The sequence below is a fragment of the Streptacidiphilus sp. MAP12-16 genome (assembly GCF_041262165.1).
Classification (GTDB): domain Bacteria; phylum Actinomycetota; class Actinomycetes; order Streptomycetales; family Streptomycetaceae; genus Streptacidiphilus.
The window spans coordinates 16633-33873 of sequence record NZ_JBGCBY010000039.1; the positions used below are offsets into that span (position 1 = coordinate 16633).

The following is a 17241-nucleotide window of genomic DNA, read 5'->3' on the forward strand; positions in this document are numbered from 1 at the left end:
AGTGACTGACAGTCAGAAGATTCCGCGCGCGGTGCTGGGGACATGGCCGACGCCCATCGAGCCGGCACCGCGGCTGGCCCGCGCGCTGGGGCTCGGCGCGGACGACTTGTGGATCAAACGCGACGATCTGATCGGCCTGGGCGGCGGTGGCAACAAGGTACGCAAACTCGAATGGACCTGCGGGCAGGCCCTGGCAGCGGGTGCAACCGCTCTGGTGACCACGGGCGCGCCACAGAGCAATCACGCCCGGCTGACAGCCGCGGCGGGCGCTCGGCTGGGACTGGAAGTGACGTTGGTGCTCGCCGGAACGCCCGACACTTCGACGACGTCGGGCAACATCGCCCTCGATGGCCTCCTGGGCGCGACCATCGTATGGGCCGGGGAGGTGGACGGGCGGGAACTTGACATCGTCGCCAGGCAGGTGAGCGAGCGCCTGCAGCAGCGGGGCGCCGTACCGGCGTTGATCCCGTTCGGTGGTTCGAGCGTGGCCGGCGCGCGTGGCTACGTCGAGTGCGCGCGGGAACTCCTTGCGCAGGTCCCTGCCCTTTCGACCGTGGTCACGGCGATGGGCTCGGGCGGCACCATGGCAGGCCTGGTCAGCGTGCTCGGTCCTTCACGCGTACTGGGTGTTCACTGCGGCGCGGTGAACGACCCCGGCGCGGCCGTCTCCCGGTTGGTCTCGGGCTTGTCCGGCAAGGACTGCCCGCCCGAGACGCTGAGATTGCGGCTGGACCAGGTGGGGGGCGGCTACGGCGAGGTGACCGACGCTGTCATGGACGCCCTCTTTCTGGCTGCCCGGACTGAAGGAATCATCCTGGACCCGATCTACACCGGGCGTGCGATGGCCGGGCTGGCCGCCGCGGTCGCCGACGGGGTCCTCGCGCCCGGCCATCGCACGGTCTTCCTCCACTCCGGAGGACTACCCGGTCTCTTCGGGCACCCGGCCACCCTCGCCAGGGCACGGGCCGAAGCGACCCGCGAGGAGTAGATCCGTGAGCCTCTCCGAACGCCGCCGGCCCCGTGCCTGGGGCGGATGACCGACTACTGGACGACGAACTCGACGGGGATGTTCCCGCGGGTCGCCTTGGAGTACGGGCAGGCGGCGTGGGCCTGCTCGACGAGCCTGCGGCCCGCCTCGCCCTGCAGCTCCATGGGCAGCGTCACCTGCAGCACTGCGGAGAGCGAGAAGCCGCCGTCCGCGTCGTCCTTGCCGATGCCGATGCACGGGAAGGTCGTCAGTGCGCTCGGTGATGAGCATGAGCATGGCCAGAACTGCAGTAGGGAAGATCGACGCGCCCCGAGCCAGGTCCGGCGCGACTTCGTCGGCCGGGGAGCAGCGGGGCGGGGCGCGTCGGTCGGCTCGGGCTCGCGGTAGAAGATTTCGAGATCGTCGACCTTCAGCGTGCCGTCGTCATCTCGAAACTCCTGCCTGCGTCCTGCTACCAGGCTTGTTCGCTGGCGCGGACGAGGATCTCGTTGACGGCCACGCGGCGGTCGCGGGTGACGATGTAGGAGACCGCGTCGGCGATGTCCTCGGGGTGCAGCAGTTCGATGTCCTGGATCTGGGTCTCGATGGCCTGGCGGATGCCGTCGCGCAGGTGTGAGCTCAGTTCGGTGGCCACGGTGCCGGGCTCGACGACGCTGACCCGGAGGTGCTTCTGCATGACCTCCTGACGCAGGGCCTCGGTGAAGCCGTTGACGCCGAACTTGGTCAGGTTGTAGACGGCTGTCCCTGGTCGGGCGACCCGGCCTGCGGTTGAGCTGATGTTGACCAGGTCGGCCACCCGCCGCGGGGAGTCCTCCGCGGCACTGAGCAGGTGCGGCAGGGCGGCGTGGGTGGTGTAGAGCAGGCCTTGGACGTTGACGTCGAGCATGCGCTGCCATTCCTCGAGCGGGGAGTCCAGAGCCGGTCCGACGCCCATGAACCCGGCGTTGTTGACGAGTGTGTCCAGGCGGCCGAGCTCAGCAACCACGCTCTCCACGGCCGCGGCGGCCTGCCGCTGGTCGGTGATGTCGGCCACGACGACGAAGGCGGTCCCGCCGTCGGCCCGGACCTTGTCCGCGAGGTCCTCCAGCCGGTCGCGCCGCCGTCCGAGGACGGCGACGGCCGCGCCCTGCGCGGCGAGGCTGCGTGCGGTTGCCTCGCCGATTCCGCTGCTGGCGCCGGTCACCAGCGCCACCGTGTCCTGCAGTCGTCCGGTCATGTCGTTATCCTCCGTGCGTTTCAGTGGTGTGTTGTAGCAGTTCGATGAGGTTGCCCTCGGGGTCGGCCACGTAGGCGAAGCGGATCCCGGGCCGCCGGGCCGGGGCCGGTCGGGAGATGGAGCGGGCACCGCAGGCGACTGCGTTGTCGACGGCCGCGTCCAGGTCGTCCACGGTCAGGGCCCAGTGGAAGTAGCCCTGGACGCCTGCGGCCTCTACGGGGTCGGCGAAGTGCTGCGGTGCCGAGCCGGCGCGTTGGGTGAGCTCGACCGCGGTGCCGCCGGGGCGGCTGAGGAGCGCTATCCGGATGCCGGCGTCGGGTATCTCGGTCCGGTGTTCGTCGTGGAAGCCGAACGCTTCGATGTAGAAGCGGCGCTGCCGCTTGATGTCGGCGACCGACAGCCCGATGTGATCGAAGGAGATGGTGGACATGGCCTGTTGTGCTCCTCTCATGTCAGCGGGCGGTGTATCCGCCGTCGACCGGGAGGGCTGTGCCGGTGACGAAGCTGGAACGGTCGGAGCACAGCCACACGACGGCGTCGGCGATCTCGTGGGGTTCGGCGATCCTGCCGATCGGGTGGGCAGCGATTCGGGCCGCCATCACCTCGGGCGAGCGACCTTCGGCGATCAGCGGTGTGTTGACCAGGCCGACGACCAGGGCATTGACCCGGATGCCGTCCGGCCCGTAGTCGAGGGCGGCCGTCCGGGTGAGTCCGACGACGCCGTGCTTGGCCGCGGTGTACCCGGCGAAGCCCGCCACCCCGACGACGCTCGCTCCTGAGCCGATATTGACGATGGACCCGAAGCCCTGCGCCTGCATCCGGCGCAGCTGGTACTTCATCGACAGGAACGTGCCGCGCAGATCGACAGCGATCATGCGGTCGAAGGTCTCGGTGGGGTAGTCGGCCAGCTTGCGCAGATCGTCGCCGCCGCTGATCCCGGCGCTGTTGACGCCGAAGTCCAGTCGCCCGGAGTCGCCGACCGCCACCTGGACCGCATGGGCGACCGACTCCTCATCGCTGACGTCGCACTCCACAGGGCGGGCGGCGCCACCGACTTCGGTGATCATTCGAACGGTCTCCTCCAGCGAGGCCACCGTGCGCCCGGCGACCGTCACGGTGCAGCCGGCGGCTGCCAGGGCGAGTGCCGAGGCGCGGCCGATGCCGGTTCCACCGCCGGTGACCAGTGCCGTGGTGCCTTCGAAGAAGTTGTCCATGTCCTCTGTGGCCTTTCTTCCCTACTTGATCTTGTTCGACGTCGTCGGGTGGTCGTCTACGGCAGTGCCTTGAGCAGTCGCTACTTGGCTCCGGTCATCACGAACAGCAGCTTCGCCATCGTCGACCACTCCTCCGGTCCGAGTTCGCGGCCTGCGTCCGCACTGCGGAACCGCCGCCTGGATCCACGGTCCCGCGCGAAGCGGGCGGTCGCACCCGCGGGACACCCTGGTCGCAGCCCTGGCCGGGCGGCGGGATCGAGGGGACTCGGGTCCCTGACGCGGGGAGGGGAGCGGGTGGCTCCGTCAGGCTGTCGTTGCGGCGGACCCGAGCATGTCGAGGGAGACCTGCCACAGGCGGGCCGCGTGCTGGGGGTCCATGGCGTGGGCGGCCACTCCGCGGCGCACACCGGGTCGGTGCGGGCCGGCCTCGTTGCAGTCTTCGAAGTACCGGCCGCTCGCGCCTTCGACCAGCGGGGAGGCGGCGAGCAGTACCGAGGTCGCGGCGCCCTGTTCGATGTTCTTCCAGGACACGTCGGTGCTGGTGGCGTCGAAGGAGGTCGGGCTGTTGGTGATGTCCCCGATGTGGCGGCCGAGTCGGGTGCTGGTGATGCGGCCGGGATTGAGGGCGTTGACGGCGATCAGCTCGGACGCCCAGCGGCGGCCCGCCTCGACGGTGAACAGGACGTTGGCGGTCTTGGACTGGCTGTAAGCCGCCCAGGGGTCGTACGGGTGCTGCTCGAAGTTGATGTCGTCGAAGAGCACGTCGCCGTTGACGTGGCCGACCGAGCTGACGGCGACCACACGCGCGCCGCGGGCTGCCGCCATGGCGGTGTGCAGGCCGGTGGCGAGGGCGAAGTGGCCGAGGTGGTTGGTGGCGAACTGCATCTCCCATCCCTCCTTGGTCCGCTCCAGCGGTGTGGCCATCACGCCGGCGTTGAGGACCAGGATGTGCAGCGGCTCCTGCCAGGCCTTGGCGAAGGAGCGCACTGAGGTCTGGTCGGCGAGGTCGAGCATCTCGGCGCGCACGGTTCCCGGGCCGGTTGTCGGGGTGATCTCCTCGGCGACCTGCACGCCAGCGGCCAGGTCGCGGACGCCGATGGTGACGTCGGCGCCGGCATCGGCCAGGACGCGGGCGGTTTCGCGTCCGATGCCGGAGGCTCCCCCGGTGACGATGGCACGCCGACCGTGGAGGTCGACGCCGGTCAGCACTTCCGCTGCGGTCGTCTGCGCCCCGAACGGGGTGGTGATGAGGTTGTCGGTCATAACGCTCTCCGTGAAGACGGTGGAATGGGGGCGGCAAGGGTGCGGCTGGTGGCGCGGAGGCGCAGGGCCGTCGTACCCTCATATCCGGAACTGGTTCCGGTTCGACTCAACAGTAAGCGGAACTGGTTCCGTTTGCAAGCGGATGGCGAGAGGGGAGTCGGGAGTGGCTGATGACGAGGGACGCGCGGTGCGGCCCCGCAGGGTGCTGCGCGCCGACGCGCAACGCAACGAGGACCTGCTGCTGAAGGCAGCAGCAGCAGCCTTCGCCAGCGTGGGAGCGGACGCCTCGGTCAAGGACATCGCCCGCGAGGCCGGTGTCGGCGTCGGCACGCTCTACCGCCGGTTCCCGTCGAAGGAGCTGCTGATCGAGGCGGTCTACCGGCACGAGGTGGAGCGCCTGTGCGAGGCGGCACCGCGCCTTGCGGCCACGCAGCCACCGGTTGACGCACTGCGGACCTGGATGGAGAACTTCATCGACTTCATGGCCGCCAAGCACGGCATGGCCGACGCGCTGCGGGTGGTGCTGACCGACGACGGTGAGAGGATGCAGACCCGGGCCCTGCTCGCCGAGGCCATCGACCACCTGCTCACCCCGGGGGAGGGGCAGTCGGTGGCGCGGCCGGGGGTCAACGCCCAGGACGTACTGATGGCCCTCGGCGGAATCAGTCTCATGGCCGCCGACGAGGGACAGCGCGACCTGGCCACCAGACTCATCGACCTGCTGCTGCACGGCATCGTGGGGACCGGCACGGTGGCCGGGGCCTAGTCGGAATGCGGGGAGACCTCGTTCGGGCTCGCGCGCTGCCGGTGATTGCGCCGCTCGCTCGCTTTCGGACAGACCACCCCACACCCCGTACGGCTGCCGTGTGAGGAGCGCGAAGCGAGCGCATGCATCCTGGAGGCGGCACCGCCGGCACACTGCACGGGCAACATTCTCGCGGTTTCGCCGCCCACTTCCCCGCTCTCCGCTGGGTGAGAAGAAGACCGTGCTGTCCATTCCACGGCAGGCGGCGAGCAACCGCCACTCCCAGAACTCGGCCAGACGTGGACGTCGTCGGCGCCGGTGGGCCGATGCTGTCCGCTCATGAGGAGTTTGCGCCCAGTACCCACTGCACCGTGTGATTGCCGTAGACGTGGAATTTCGTGGTCACGGCATGAGGATCAGCGCTTTCGTAGCGCAGATCCGTTCGGACGGGCGAGACCACCGCATTCGCAGCGAAGAAGCGGACAACTACGCGACCCAAAATCGGAGTCGGGCCGGAAAGCCTGTCTTCGTCGCAGGTGGGCACGTCGCCGTCTTGGAAATCCTTCATCGTCGAGACCTCCCAGTCGGCCGGCGTAGGTTCATTCAGTGGGGCCGAGCCGGGCGCCCTGGTTGAGTTCGAAGTCGCCGCGCTGCTGGAGGCATTGCGCGAGGGCTTCGCGCACCCGCCGCTGTGTGCCGGGCCAGGTGCCGGACTCGCTGAAGACCGTCCGCGCCTCCAGCAGGTCCTCGTCCGACGGCGTACCCGCCCGCTTGTTGATCTGCGCCTTCGCCCTGACGATGGCGGGCCGTTCGAAGCCGACGATGCGGCCAGCGAATCGGTCGACGAAGAGGGAACTTCTGGCCCCCTGGGGAACCTGAGCGCGGTCATCGCCCCCGTGGCCAGAGGAATTCAATGACCGTCCACAGGACGGTCTCCGGATCGATGAGGGTGAGGGGTGGGTTGTCGAAGGTGGCCCGCCAGTAGGCATCCGACTGCTTGCTGATGACCAGGGGGGATGAATCGGTCATGGTGATCCTCGCTCTCTCGGCAGACACCGGCCCGTTTCATGCGCACATCGGTACTTGGAATCACGGTCGCGCTCCGGGCTGCCCTTCGCATCGGGGGATGCCCCTGGCCGGCGGCCCGTGCCCGTGCGCGGCGGGTGCAGCCCTGTTATTCGGGCCGGGTGCCGGTCAGCGCGACGCCGAGCTGTCTGCGGGAACTGATGCCGAGTTTTGCGAACACCTTGCGCAGATGCCATTCGACCGTGCGCGGGCTGATGAACAGCTGTGTGCTGATGTCCGGGTTGGTCAGTCCGTCGCGGGCGAGCCGGGCGATCAGCGCCTCCTGTGCGGTGAGCCGGTCTGCTGTCTCGACAGCGTGCTTGCGTACGTTCTGGCCGGTGGCCGCCAGCTCCTGGCGGGCGCGCTCCGCGAAGCCCTCGGCCGCCATTGCGGAGAGCATCTCGTAGGCGCGGTGCAGTTGTTCGCGTGCTTCGGTGCGACGGTTCTCGTGTCGTAGCCATTCGCCGTAGAGCAGATGCACGCGGGCCAGTTCCATCCGCAGCCGGGTGCGGCCCAGCCGCTCGATCGCCTCGCGGTAGAGCCGCTCGGCGTGCTCGCCCCGGCTCACCAGGGCCCGTGAGCGCGCTTCGATTCCGAGCGCCCATGCGGTGCCGCTGGCGCTGGTGGTTTCCGAGAGCCGCCGCAGGGCGTCGGTCGCGCGCTCGGGTGATCCGCTCCGAGCGGCTGCTTCGATCAGTTCGATCGTCGACCAGGCAGCCAGTCCCAGGTCGTTCTGGTTCTCACTGCCCGCTTCGGCTGCGGCCAGGGCCTCGTCATAGCGGCCGATGCCGTTGCACAGCATCGCGTTCGCCCATGCCGTGGTTGTCATCCCGATGCCTTCGCCGCGCTGTACGACTTCCTTTCTGGTGGACTCGATGAGTATCCGGGCCTCGTCCTCGCGGCCTCGCAGCGCTGCCAGGCCGAGGGCGCCGTAGGGTGTCATGCTGCCTCCCGTCACCTCTATCGCTGCGTGTGCTTCGTCGGTCAGCACCGCCGCGACGGCGCTGACCGACGAAGAACAACAACAGGACGGCGCGGGAGTTGAGTGCGAGGGGGAGCTCGCTGAGCGCGCCGGCGTCGGCGGCATGCTCGACATGCCACCTGGAGAGGGTGTCCCAGGTGTCCACATCCCAGAGATGAAAGGCCGCGTTGCAGGCCGGCATCAGCCAGTGAAGCTCCTGCTGATCGGACAGCTCGCGCTCGAAGGCGCTCAGCGACTGCCGCAGAATCGGCAGTCCGGCCGCATAGCCCTCGGTGTCGTGCGCTGCCAAGCCGTCCAGCAGCAGATCGGGTGCGCGCGGCGGGTGTGAGGGCGGTGCTGCGCGGGCCGAACGGGCGACCTCCGGCGGGCTGCCGCCGGGGACGGCCAGGCGCCCCGCGAACAGCGCGGCGTTCACCGCGTCCAGGTAGGTCGTACGCGGCGGGGCGTGATGGTGATGGTGCCGAGCGCGACGTCGTCGGCGCGGTGGAACCAGAGATCTTGGAGGAGAGCGTCAGCCACGACCGTTCATGATCGCGGTTCCAGTGACGCTCCGTGGCCCTGGCACGGAAAGAGATCCAGAACCAATTTTGCAGGAGCGTTGACAGGCGTGCTCGACTTGGTTGCCGCACACGTACTCGTCGTACGCGTTGAGCTTGCTGGCTGCTGGGCGGGTGAGGTTTGGGCCGGAGGTTCACTGCGTACGCGTTCAGGTGAGGGGTAATTTGCCGTACTTGGCAGGGTAGGCGGAGTCGGCAGCGGTCCAGCGCGGTGTCGGTGACGTGGTCGAAGTGGACGTCGATACAGGGGTGAAGTCGCGGGCAACGTCAAGGACGGAATCGGTCGCCCTCGACACCGCGCCGGCGCGGGGGCTCGTCACCCTGTACCTGCAGAACGGCAACAAGTTGTGGCTGAAGCGGGACGTGACCGCGCTTGCCAACAAGTACCACGGAGACTCGAAGCTGTTCACGCTGTATGCCGACAGCGCTGGCGGAGCCCCTGTCTGGTCGAGGTCGGGGTCCTTTGCTGTGCGGGCACGATGTCCGTATAGGGCGGAATGTACGCCCCCGACATGAATCGGCAACATCGAGGTAACAATCGGTAGGGATCGTCTGGGATGCGAGGCGTTCCCGGGCCTGACGCAGGTGTCGCCTCGCCCCCCACGCGCAAGGGGTCGTCCGCGTCCCGGCCCGCACTCCTGGCCAGGCGTGGGGAGTGGTTGCCCTTCGCATCTGTTTCGCCGTCCCAGGTGGGGACATCGCGGAGGCACCGGCCGGGGCACCGGGGCGCCGGAGCTGCGGGTCTCACTGGACCGGATTTGCTGCCGGGCCCCTTGGTCTGCCGCGGGAGGCGAGGGCCAGTGTCACTGCACATTCGCACCCTGCCGGGCTGCGTGGTTGTTACGCTGCCGCCCGAGGTCGACCTGGCCAACATCGGTCAGGTCACACTCTGCGCGCGCGACCAGCTCTGGGACCGCCTGGCCGAGCTCCGAGCTGTCGTGTTCGACCTCACCCGAACCTCCTTCATCGGCTCCGAAGCCGGCGGGTTGATCACCGAGACCTGGCACCGAGGCCGACAGGCAGGCGTGCCGGTATGCGTGGCCGCCCCCTCACCGCTGCACCGGCGGATACTCCGGGTCCTCGGTCTGGACCGGACCGCACTGTTCCGCGATATGCAGCAGGCCGTCAGCGGCCTGCACCCCATGGACAACGACGGATAGCAGCCCCCGGCGGCACTCAGCCTGGTCATCGTCGCGGACCGCCCTGAATGGAGCCCTTGCCCAAGGCCGGGTAGCGAGAAGCCGCTGTGCACAGCCCCTCATCGCGAGCGACCCCAGCGTCTGAGTCCTTGATCCGTGTTCGGGTATCACTCGCCGTCGCCGTTCACGCCAGCTGCCGCACGGCATCCGCCGGACAACAGGGAGGGGGAGTGATCGAGCGCAGAGCGTTCCCCGCGGGCAGTACACCTGCCTGGAGAGCGTCAGCCGGTGCAGTGGCAGCCGCACCCGCTGCCGGAGACAGTGGAAAGCACGCAGGCTGACGTGATGCACGTTTCCAGCAGACACGGAGGTGCGCGATGAGCGAGGCGGCTGCGGTACACGCCCCACGGATCGTGGTCGGCGTCGATGGTTCCGAACCCTCGAAAGCTGCCCTGCGGTGGGCCGTCCGGCAGGCTGAACTGACCGGCGACGCCCTTGTGGCGGTAACCGCCTGGGACTTCCCGCACAACTGGACCGGCTGGTCCCCGCCCGGGGAGCCCTCCTTCGACTGGGAGGACAGCGCCCGCAAGATCCTCACCGAGACCATCGATGAAGCCATCGGGCCCGATCATCCCGTCGAGATCGGTACCCGAGTTGTCCAGGGCCACCCGGCCGGCTGCTGGACGAAGCCCAGGGCGCCGCGTTGCTGGTTGTGGGGAACCGCGGGCACGGCGGGTTCCCCGAAGCCCTGCTCGGCTCCGTCGGACAGCACCTCACCCACCATGCCACCTGTCCCATCCTCATCGTCCGCGGCCCGCAACCCCGCTGAGGCGGACACGCGCTGATGAGGCTCAGGGCGATGCTTGCGAGGCATTCCAGACAAGGAGCGCCTGTGCAGGGTGAGTGCTGTGACACAACCCGCGGGCCCGGAGGCCCGTCCCAGGGCGGTCTGGTCGCGGGGTATCCGCGGCCTGGTGTGCTCGGATGTCCTCCGCGTCCCTGCGTCGAGGTTTCCGTCCGACACCCGGGTGGTCGTCGTGACACGTGACCAGGTACTCCCTGCCCAACCTTCGGGCCCGTGACCTTCCCTGGCCCACATCGATCCATGCGATTCCTTGGCGTGCCCCGGCGACAGGGCCGTGCGAGTCTCGCCTTGTCGGCCGTTTCAGACGAGTGCAGGAGGCGCGGGTCATGGACATGAAACTCGAAGTCGTCGTGGTGCCGGTGGCCGACGTCGACCGGGCCAAGGACTTCTACACGGGGTTGGGTTGGCGGCTCGACGCCGACATCGCCACTGACGCCGACATCGCCACCGACGAGAACTTCCGAGTGGTGCAGGTAACCCCGCCCGGCTCGCCGGCGTCGGTCATCTTCGGCACCTCGGTCACCTCCCAGACACCGGGCTCGGCTCAGGGTCTCCACCTGATCGTCCACGACATCGACGCCGCCCACGACCATCTCAAGCAGCTCGGCGCCGACCCGAGCGAGGTGTTCCACGACGCAGGCGGCGTCTTCCACCACGCCGGAACCGACGCCCGGGTGCCCGGCCCGGATCCGCGACGCAGCAGCTACGGCTCGTTCCTGTCGTTCAGCGACCCGGACGGAAACGGCTGGGTCCTGCAGGAGATAACCACCCGGCTCCCGGGACGGATGGACCCCACGGTCACCACCTTCTCTTCCGCACCGGACCTCGCGGCCACGCTGCGCCGCGCCGCGGCCGCACACGGCGAGCACGAGGCGCGCACCGGTGCACAGGATCCGGACTGGCCGGACTGGTACGCGGACTACATGGTGCGCGAGCAGGCCGGAACCGAGCTGCCTTCGTGAGCTCCTGCAACGAAGGGTTCCCGCTGACCGGAGCGCCCAAGCGACGGCAAAGGCACCGCACGTCACGGCCGGGAAACAGCAGGAGGCGGACGGATGAGCAGTGACTACGACGTCATCGTGATCGGCGGCGGATCGCCTGGGGAGCACTGCGTCGGCGCGCTCGCCGACGGCGGGCTCCGCGTCGCGCTCGTGGAAAGGGGAGTTGGTCGGCGGGGAGTGCTCCTTCTGGGCCGGCATCCCGTCGAAGATGCTGCTGTGCCCGGGCGAGGCAGTCCACGGCGCACGGGAGGCGGCGGCCACCGCGGAGGTCGACGTCGAGCGGGCCCTTGCCCGGCGGGATTTCATGGTGCCCGACTATTCCGACGCGGGCCAGCAGCGCTGGTCGGCCACCAAGGGCATCGCTCTGCTGCGCGGCACGGGCCGGCTCGCCGTCCAGGTGGCCGGCGTCGGCTACATCGCCGATCACATCGTGATCGCCACCGGCGCGTCACCGATCATTCCGCCGGTCCCGGTCCTGAGCGAGCTGGCGGGGGTCTGGACCAATCGCGAGGTGACCGGTCTGCGGGCGGTCCCGCGGCGGCTGCTCGTCTTGGGCGGCGGTCCCGTTGGTGTGGAGATGGCCCAGGCGGTGCGGCGCCTGGGCGGCGAGGTGATCCTGATCGCGCCGGACCGCCACGTCATGCCACGCGAACCCGCGCAGCTGGGCGAGGCGCTGGGTGAGGTGCTACGCCGTGATGGGGTCGATGTCGTGCTCGGCGTGCAGACCGTCGGCGCCCGGCACGACGGCGGGGACTATGTCCTGACCCTGGACGACGGTCAACAGCTGCGCTCGTCGCCACCGGGCGGCGCCCAAGGGTGCACGACATCGGCCTGGAGACGGTCGGCGTGCGCGCGGACGACCACGGCATCCCGGTCGACGCGCACCTGCGTGCCGCCGAGAACCTCTGGGTGGTCGGCGATGCCACCGGCCGCTGGATGCTGACCCACGTCGGTAAGTACGAGGGCGAGGTCGTAGCGGACAACATCCTGGCACACCCCGAGAGGTCGACTACACGGCCGCCGTCGTCTACACCGACCCTCAGGCCGGATCGGTCGGCGCGACCGAGGCGCGGTTCAGCGCCACCGTCCCGATCGCCGAGGTGGCCAAGACCGCCACGTACACCCGCGAGTACGCGGACAGCAACGGCTTCCTCACCCTGCTCGGCGACGGCCGCGTACTCACCGGCGCCCATGGTGGGCCCCGAGGCAGGGGGGTGGCTGCAACAGGCGAAACCGTGGCGATCCGCGCCCGGATCCCACTGGGCGTGCTGCGCGACACCATCCGGCCGTTCCCCTCGTTCTCGGAGATCTACGTAGCCGTGCTCCAGGCCCTGCACGAAAGGATCACCTTGGCTCGGCAACCGGTCGGGCAGGATGCGTCATGACCTGCTGGGGCGTTCGGAAGGCTATATCCGTCCCCCTGATTGCGGCAGGTGGCATCGCCACACCGGAGACCGTGACCGAAGGGCTCCGGGCCGGGGCTGCGGCGGTCATGATGGGCACCGTCCTGCTGTCCGCCGACGAAGCCGGGACCTCCGCCCCCTACCGGGCAGCGCTCGCCGACCCGGCACGCCGCCAGACGGTGGTGATACGCGCTCTGCGCAACGACTTCACCGGCCGGTAATGCGCAGGGCCGCAGCGGCGGCGAACGATCCCGAGCGGATCAACCTGTGGGCCGGGACGGGCTTCCCCCACGCGACAGCGGAGCCCACTGTGCAGATTCTTGACGGCTGGCCTCCCGAGTGTGAAAGGCCCAGTCCTCCGCACCGGTCGAACGGGGCGGGCGGTGACTACGTGTGAGGCAGGCCGTGGGGCAGACCGAGGTAGGGGAACTCGGTCAGCAGGTCGTCGTGCGGCGACAGTCCGTCCGACTTGACCTTTCCGTTGGTCAGGAAGGCCATCCGGGCACTGAAGACGTCATCGGTGAGGGTGCGGCCGTTGGGGTAGGCGGTCGGCCGGTTGCGGTCGTACCGCAGAATGTCCGGCAGGACGGAACCGGCGGCCGCGGACGCCCCAGCGGGCGAATAGCCGTTGCCCTCCAGAAGCTTCGACCACGGCTCCAGGTACTTCGCCGCGTCGTCCGCCGGATGCCCGGCGTTGTACGCGTCCTTGGCGTACTCGGGGTTGATGAACGGGTTGATTGTTGGATGCCCGCCGCGGTCCACCTGGAAGAGCGCGCCGTCCCGGCGCACGCTGACGGTTGCCCACACGCCGATCACCGACTCGGGGCCGAGCATCTCGTCGGGTACCTCGAGCGCAATGCACTGCACGTCCTTGCGGGCGAATGCGTCCTCTCCGGTCCACTGGAATCCGTGTAGGGCCCCTTCGGCATCGGCGAAGAACGGATCGCTGCGTACTCCAATGAACAGCCGGCAGGGACCCGCCTGCACAGGCTGTGCGGTGGCGTCGAAGCCCACGGGGGCGGCACTCGCGAGCACCTCACCGGTGGCCTCGGCCTTCTGGGCGTCTGTGCCGGTGGCATAGAAGGCCGTGCCCGCCTGCCCGCCATCCTTCGCCGCGGTGAAGACGAACGAGAAGGCGACGTCGGCCTGGTTGTCCCCATCGTTGTCGATGTTGATTCGGTAGACCGCGTCAGGGTGGAATTCCGAGACCATCAAGAAGGGCGGGGTCGCGCTCATACCCGTCATGAAGGGGTTCACGTCGATGATCAGCACCGTCCTACTGGAGTCGCCCGACGCTGGGAAGACATACAGGTCCGTGAGGTCCAGGCGCGCGTCGTTGCCTGGGAACTTGAGATAGGCCGCGCTGAAATGGTTGGACATGTCGACTCCGTAAGGTAGTTGGTGGCCCAGAAGGTCCGGATGTGGCTGATGTCGGCTTGCCGGTGGTAGCTCCCAAGGAGCGAAGGGGACCACCGCCTGCTGGGCGTTGCGGAACGTATTCGGTGACAGGAACGTCGTGCTGCCGTAGCCGCGCAGGTGGGGGACGATGACGCGGTAGCCCTCGGCGGCCAGCAGCCGAGCGACGTCTCCGGGTGCATGTTCGGCCACCTGCCTCCGGAGCTGAGCAACCAGACTGCGATCTCGGCGTGCCCCTCAGTGAAGTGGGCCCAGTCGTCGCAGTGCGCCGGAGGGCGGCGCGCAGGCTCTCCACGACGGTCTCGATCCGGTTGAGCCAGGGCACGCAGGCGATCACCTGGCTGGAGTCGGTGCGTTGCCGCCCACCGGCCCTGAGCAGGCCCGCGTCCTTCAGCCGGGCCAGCATCAGGTCGAGCACGGCATCCGCCCGGCCCTCTTCGGCCAGCTGGCTGCGGAACTCCGACAGGACACTGTGATCGAAGCCCGGATCGCCCAACTCGCGGCTGAGCGCGTACTTCCACGAGATCCGGTCGACGAGGGCTTCGACGGCCTGGCGGTCGGTGAGGTTGTGGCGGAACTGCAGAACCACGGCCATCAGCAACAGTGCAGGGAACAGGCCCGGCTGCCCCAGCCCGGAGAAGCGTCCCCGCCCGGGCCTGCCGTGCCTCCGCCTGCGTACGCAACCGGCGCTGACGCTCGTTCAGGTGCGCGCTACCGCAGCGGCCACAACCACCGGCTACTGCGCACTCGCGCTCAGCTACGTGCGAATTCCAGAAGGTCGGCATTGAACGTTTCGGCGAATTTGGGCACCATGGCGAGACCGTGGGGGGCGCCCGGATAGATCTTGTAGATGGAGTCCTTGATGAGCTTCGAGGACTTGTCGCCAGACGCCACAATGGGAACGATCTGGTCGTCGTCGCCGTGAACGATGAGTGTCGGGACGTCAATCTTCTTGAGGTCTTCGGTCAGGTCGGTCCCGGAGAAGGCCTTGATGCAGTCGTAGGCGCCCTTGATGCCTACCGACATGCTCCAGAGCCAGAACTCGTCGCGGGTGCCCTGGGTGACGGTTGATCCGTCGCGGTTGGCCCCGTAGAAGGGGGCGGAGAGATCCTTGAAGAACTGGGAGCGGTCGCTCGCCACGCCTTCCCGGATTCCGTCGAAGACGTCGATCGGCAAGCCTTCGGGGTTCGCTGCCGTCTTGAGCATCAGCGGGGGGATCGCGCCGACCAGGACTGCTTTGGCCACGCGGCTGGAGCCGTGCCGGCCGATGTAGCGGGTGACCTCACCGCCACCGGTCGAGTGACCGACCAGGATGGCGTCGTGGAGGTCGAGAGCCTCGATGACCGAGGCCAGGTCATCGGCGTACGTGTCGAGGTTGTTCCCTTCCCAGGGCTGGCCGGATCGTCCGCCACCACGTCGATCGTGGGCGATGGCCCGAAAGCCGTTGTCGGCCATCAGCTTGAGCTGCGGGTCCCAGGCGTCCGCGGTCAGAGGCCAGCCGTGCGAGAAGACGACTGGCTGGCCCGACCCCCAGTCTTTGTAGAAGATCTGCGTGCCGTCAGCGGCAGTGACAAAGGGCATAGCATTCCCCTTCCAATTGCGTTTGGAACGTAAGAACTCCACGAGCTCAGCGCCCGAGGCGGGAACTTGGGATTGTCGCGCCAGGAACTGCATACGGATAGAGGACAGAGGACGCAGTTGAGTCTAGGTGAACAACAACAATTCAGCGCGCCGATAGTTGGGACGGCAGCGGTAGGTCTGGCGCGGCATAGCCCACCGGTTAGTCGACGACGCCCGGATAGATGCGGATCAGTCCCGGCATCCCGTCCACTCCTCAGCGATTTCGATCATGGGGCCCACTGCGCGGGCGTGCCACTGGAGCCTGCGGTGTGGTTCTCCGGGCGGTCTGCCGTGCTCCCAGCGGTTGCGGGCCAGGGCGGTATGCGAAAAAAGATGGTTTCGGGGGCCAGATCCGGTCTCGTCTGGCGCAGCCGCCTGGCACCGCTGCCGCCGACAGGCATTGAGGAGCGGCCGTGAGTGTGTCGCCCGGATTCCGGGGAGAGGTTGTTCCAAGACAAGGAGTGCAGCACCTGCCCGGAGAGGTTGAAAGCGAGGTGCGCCACAAAACTCGCCATCGGCGCTTCCTCGCTCGGCTCCTATCTCCAGCATGCGCCTGCCCGTGTGTCGGGTCGGGCTGCATCAATTGAGCCGAGCATCGGGAACCGCGGAGGCTACTCGGGCTCCCAATGGTGCGGGCCGGCGCCGATCCACAGCACGTTGTCGGACGTTTCGACGTCGAGGTCCTCGATGCCGGCGCTGCGGCGGAACTCGGCCACGTCCGTCAGGCTGTACGCCTTGCCGACCTGGGTGCCAAGGATCTCCACACGGCGGGATGGCGTCGACGACCGGTTGTACGACGACGTGCGCGTGATGCTGGTGGGCCGAGTCGGGTGTGGAGTCACTCACGTAGTGAGCGGGAACCCCAGGCGAAGGGTGGGGCTCCCGCCCAACCGGGGCGCCGAGCAAGGCTCCGGCTCCTCTTCGCGCCCAGCGCCACGGCCAGTAGGCCCGAGCTGGCGGCCGGTCGATGCGGCGACACGGCAGCCCGGCGGCGGGTCCACCCGTCCGGCCGCTGCAGCCCTGCGCACTGGCTCGGGTCCTACACCTTCGACATCGTCGAAGCTCCTTGGTGATTCCCACTGGGCGCACCCGTTCGCCCCGTGTCGCCGCTACCAGGGCACGGGAAGCGCACCACCGCCGTTCCTGAACACCGATGCCGACCGGGAGGCTCGGCGCGGCTCCATCCGCTCGGTCGCATTGGCGAGATCCGCGACGTGGTCGCCGCGGTGGTGTTCCTGGAGAACGCGCTCGCCGCTCATCACCGGTGAGATCCTCCATGTGGACGGCGGCCAGAGCGCAGGCCACTGACGGACTACGACCGCGCGGCGCTCGGCATCCCGGTTGCCTCCCGAAGCCCAGCCGTTTCCCCTCGGTCGAAGATCACAACACGCTCCCGCACCAGACGTTGCGTACCAGCCACACGTCCGAGTCATACGCATCCCGAGCCGGACGCGGGACGGCGATGGGGGTCGAGATGAACGTGTCCTCGGGGCGGATCCGCTCCGGCAGCTTGCGGAAGCGTGCTCGCCCTGCCGCGACTGCAAGGTCTACTTCGCCGTTGTCGCGATGACGACGTGTCATGTGTCTCCTCCGTCTGCTCGGGATGTTCAACAGAAAAGCCCGCAGTGGGCCGAGCGTGGCTCACATCACCGCGGCTCGTCGTGTGCGGCAGGCGCTACTGCACCGCGACGAGTACCCACAGGGTCTTGCCGGTGACGGGGCGGGGGCGGACACCCCAACGGAATGCCAAACGCTGGACGACGACGG

General features: G+C 68.6%; 19 protein-coding genes and 6 pseudogenes. 10 read left to right on the forward strand and 15 right to left on the reverse strand.

Annotation, left to right across the window (positions count from 1 at the left end; translation table 11 throughout):
* Window position 1: 1 nt before the first annotated feature.
* Window positions 2–988 carry a pyridoxal-phosphate dependent enzyme gene (locus ABIA33_RS34390; RefSeq protein WP_370087413.1) on the forward strand — a complete coding sequence of 329 codons (987 nt, stop codon included), beginning with the start codon at window positions 2–4 and terminating at the stop codon, window positions 986–988.
* A 53-nt stretch (window positions 989–1041) separates the two neighbouring features.
* On the opposite strand, the pseudogene ABIA33_RS34395 reads toward ABIA33_RS34390, so the two are convergent.
* The 5 genes and pseudogenes from ABIA33_RS34395 to ABIA33_RS34415 all read right to left on the reverse strand — a co-directional run.
* Window positions 1042–1221: pseudogene (locus ABIA33_RS34395) on the reverse strand (Ohr subfamily peroxiredoxin); the annotation flags it as partial.
* A gap of 218 nt (window positions 1222–1439) precedes the next feature.
* Complete coding sequence (locus ABIA33_RS34400; RefSeq protein ID WP_370087415.1) at window positions 1440–2204, reverse strand: SDR family NAD(P)-dependent oxidoreductase; 765 nt, start codon at window positions 2202–2204, stop codon at window positions 1440–1442.
* Between the two features lie 4 nt (window positions 2205–2208).
* A complete protein-coding gene (locus tag ABIA33_RS34405; RefSeq protein WP_370087417.1) occupies window positions 2209–2634 on the reverse strand; it encodes a VOC family protein in 426 nt (141 codons plus the stop codon).
* 22 nt (window positions 2635–2656) lie between these two features.
* Window positions 2657–3418 (reverse strand): SDR family NAD(P)-dependent oxidoreductase, encoded by a 762-nt coding sequence (locus ABIA33_RS34410; protein WP_370087419.1) that lies wholly within the window; start codon window positions 3416–3418, stop codon window positions 2657–2659.
* Between the two features lie 303 nt (window positions 3419–3721).
* Window positions 3722–4681, reverse strand: a complete 960-nt coding sequence (locus tag ABIA33_RS34415; RefSeq protein ID WP_370087422.1) for an SDR family NAD(P)-dependent oxidoreductase — start codon at window positions 4679–4681, stop codon at window positions 3722–3724.
* A gap of 163 nt (window positions 4682–4844) precedes the next feature.
* On the opposite strand from ABIA33_RS34415, the gene ABIA33_RS34420 reads away from it, so the two are divergent.
* Window positions 4845–5447, forward strand: a complete 603-nt coding sequence (locus ABIA33_RS34420; RefSeq protein ID WP_370087424.1) for a TetR/AcrR family transcriptional regulator — start codon at window positions 4845–4847, stop codon at window positions 5445–5447.
* Here the strand turns inward: ABIA33_RS34420 and ABIA33_RS34425 are convergent.
* The 5 genes and pseudogenes from ABIA33_RS34425 to ABIA33_RS34445 all read right to left on the reverse strand — a co-directional run.
* A pseudogene (locus ABIA33_RS34425) lies at window positions 5418–5723 on the reverse strand (WhiB family transcriptional regulator); the annotation flags it as partial. The gene ABIA33_RS34420 and the pseudogene ABIA33_RS34425 overlap by 30 nt on opposite strands.
* A 40-nt stretch (window positions 5724–5763) precedes the next feature.
* Window positions 5764–5994: a hypothetical protein gene (locus ABIA33_RS34430; protein WP_370087426.1), complete on the reverse strand. Its 231-nt coding sequence runs from the start codon at window positions 5992–5994 to the stop codon at window positions 5764–5766.
* A 31-nt stretch (window positions 5995–6025) separates the two neighbouring features.
* Complete coding sequence (locus ABIA33_RS34435) at window positions 6026–6340, reverse strand: hypothetical protein (RefSeq protein ID WP_370087430.1); 315 nt, start codon at window positions 6338–6340, stop codon at window positions 6026–6028.
* Window positions 6312–6455: a hypothetical protein gene (locus tag ABIA33_RS34440; protein ID WP_370087432.1), complete on the reverse strand. Its 144-nt coding sequence runs from the start codon at window positions 6453–6455 to the stop codon at window positions 6312–6314. Before ABIA33_RS34440 ends, ABIA33_RS34435 begins: the two co-directional genes overlap by 29 nt.
* Window positions 6456–6600: 145 nt before the next feature.
* A complete protein-coding gene (locus tag ABIA33_RS34445; protein ID WP_370087434.1) occupies window positions 6601–7434 on the reverse strand; it encodes a LuxR C-terminal-related transcriptional regulator in 834 nt (277 codons plus the stop codon).
* On the opposite strand from ABIA33_RS34445, the gene ABIA33_RS34450 reads away from it, so the two are divergent.
* The 7 genes and pseudogenes from ABIA33_RS34450 (at window position 7433) to ABIA33_RS34480 (ending at window position 12659) form a co-directional block, all read left to right on the forward strand.
* Window positions 7433–7801 (forward strand): hypothetical protein, encoded by a 369-nt coding sequence (locus ABIA33_RS34450; RefSeq protein WP_370087436.1) that lies wholly within the window; start codon window positions 7433–7435, stop codon window positions 7799–7801. The two genes, ABIA33_RS34445 and ABIA33_RS34450, sit on opposite strands and share 2 nt — an antisense overlap.
* A 1029-nt stretch (window positions 7802–8830) precedes the next feature.
* On the forward strand, window positions 8831–9190 hold the full coding sequence (locus ABIA33_RS34455; protein ID WP_370087438.1) for an STAS domain-containing protein: 360 nt from the start codon (window positions 8831–8833) through the stop codon (window positions 9188–9190).
* Between the two features lie 356 nt (window positions 9191–9546).
* Window positions 9547–9998, forward strand: a pseudogene (locus ABIA33_RS34460) (universal stress protein).
* Window positions 9999–10360: 362 nt separating this feature from the next.
* Complete coding sequence (locus tag ABIA33_RS34465) at window positions 10361–10996, forward strand: VOC family protein (RefSeq protein ID WP_370087440.1); 636 nt, start codon at window positions 10361–10363, stop codon at window positions 10994–10996.
* A gap of 202 nt (window positions 10997–11198) precedes the next feature.
* On the forward strand, window positions 11199–11978 hold the full coding sequence (locus ABIA33_RS34470) for an FAD-dependent oxidoreductase (protein WP_370087442.1): 780 nt from the start codon (window positions 11199–11201) through the stop codon (window positions 11976–11978).
* An 85-nt stretch (window positions 11979–12063) separates the two neighbouring features.
* A pseudogene (locus tag ABIA33_RS34475) lies at window positions 12064–12420 on the forward strand (hypothetical protein); the annotation flags it as partial.
* Window positions 12417–12659: a nitronate monooxygenase gene (locus ABIA33_RS34480; protein ID WP_370087444.1), complete on the forward strand. Its 243-nt coding sequence runs from the start codon at window positions 12417–12419 to the stop codon at window positions 12657–12659. The pseudogene ABIA33_RS34475 and the gene ABIA33_RS34480, both read left to right, overlap by 4 nt.
* A 166-nt stretch (window positions 12660–12825) precedes the next feature.
* Here the strand turns inward: ABIA33_RS34480 and ABIA33_RS34485 are convergent, their stop codons facing one another.
* From ABIA33_RS34485 to ABIA33_RS34500, 4 genes and pseudogenes are all read right to left on the reverse strand, one after another.
* Window positions 12826–14046: a DUF4331 family protein gene (locus tag ABIA33_RS34485; RefSeq protein ID WP_370087446.1), complete on the reverse strand. Its 1221-nt coding sequence runs from the start codon at window positions 14044–14046 to the stop codon at window positions 12826–12828.
* 232 nt (window positions 14047–14278) lie between these two features.
* A pseudogene (locus ABIA33_RS34490) lies at window positions 14279–14485 on the reverse strand (transposase); the annotation flags it as partial.
* Between the two features lie 122 nt (window positions 14486–14607).
* On the reverse strand, window positions 14608–15435 hold the full coding sequence (locus tag ABIA33_RS34495; protein WP_370087448.1) for an alpha/beta fold hydrolase: 828 nt from the start codon (window positions 15433–15435) through the stop codon (window positions 14608–14610).
* Between the two features lie 650 nt (window positions 15436–16085).
* Window positions 16086–16238: a hypothetical protein gene (locus tag ABIA33_RS34500; protein ID WP_370087450.1), complete on the reverse strand. Its 153-nt coding sequence runs from the start codon at window positions 16236–16238 to the stop codon at window positions 16086–16088.
* A 408-nt stretch (window positions 16239–16646) separates the two neighbouring features.
* On the opposite strand from ABIA33_RS34500, the pseudogene ABIA33_RS34505 reads away from it, so the two are divergent.
* Window positions 16647–16782, forward strand: a pseudogene (locus ABIA33_RS34505) (SDR family oxidoreductase); the annotation flags it as partial.
* Between the two features lie 72 nt (window positions 16783–16854).
* Here ABIA33_RS34505 and ABIA33_RS34510 read toward each other — a convergent pair.
* Window positions 16855–17055: a hypothetical protein gene (locus ABIA33_RS34510; RefSeq protein WP_370087452.1), complete on the reverse strand. Its 201-nt coding sequence runs from the start codon at window positions 17053–17055 to the stop codon at window positions 16855–16857.
* Between the last annotated feature and the right edge of the window lie 186 nt (window positions 17056–17241).

Coding starts and splice junctions, on each gene's coding strand:
- ABIA33_RS34400 (WP_370087415.1), bottom strand. CDS start 2,204: ATGACCGGACGACTGCAGGACACGGTGGCGCTGGTGACCGGCGCCAGC.
- ABIA33_RS34405 (WP_370087417.1), bottom strand. CDS start 2,634: ATGTCCACCATCTCCTTCGATCACATCGGGCTGTCGGTCGCCGACATC.
- ABIA33_RS34410 (WP_370087419.1), bottom strand. CDS start 3,418: ATGGACAACTTCTTCGAAGGCACCACGGCACTGGTCACCGGCGGTGGA.
- ABIA33_RS34415 (WP_370087422.1), bottom strand. CDS start 4,681: ATGACCGACAACCTCATCACCACCCCGTTCGGGGCGCAGACGACCGCA.
- ABIA33_RS34430 (WP_370087426.1), bottom strand. CDS start 5,994: ATGAAGGATTTCCAAGACGGCGACGTGCCCACCTGCGACGAAGACAGG.
- ABIA33_RS34440 (WP_370087432.1), bottom strand. CDS start 6,455: ATGACCGATTCATCCCCCCTGGTCATCAGCAAGCAGTCGGATGCCTAC.
- ABIA33_RS34450 (WP_370087436.1), top strand. CDS start 7,433: ATGCTGCCTCCCGTCACCTCTATCGCTGCGTGTGCTTCGTCGGTCAGC.
- ABIA33_RS34445 (WP_370087434.1), bottom strand. CDS start 7,434: ATGACACCCTACGGCGCCCTCGGCCTGGCAGCGCTGCGAGGCCGCGAG.
- ABIA33_RS34465 (WP_370087440.1), top strand. CDS start 10,361: ATGGACATGAAACTCGAAGTCGTCGTGGTGCCGGTGGCCGACGTCGAC.
- ABIA33_RS34480 (WP_370087444.1), top strand. CDS start 12,417: ATGACCTGCTGGGGCGTTCGGAAGGCTATATCCGTCCCCCTGATTGCG.
- ABIA33_RS34495 (WP_370087448.1), bottom strand. CDS start 15,435: ATGCCCTTTGTCACTGCCGCTGACGGCACGCAGATCTTCTACAAAGAC.
- ABIA33_RS34510 (WP_370087452.1), bottom strand. CDS start 17,055: ATGACACGTCGTCATCGCGACAACGGCGAAGTAGACCTTGCAGTCGCG.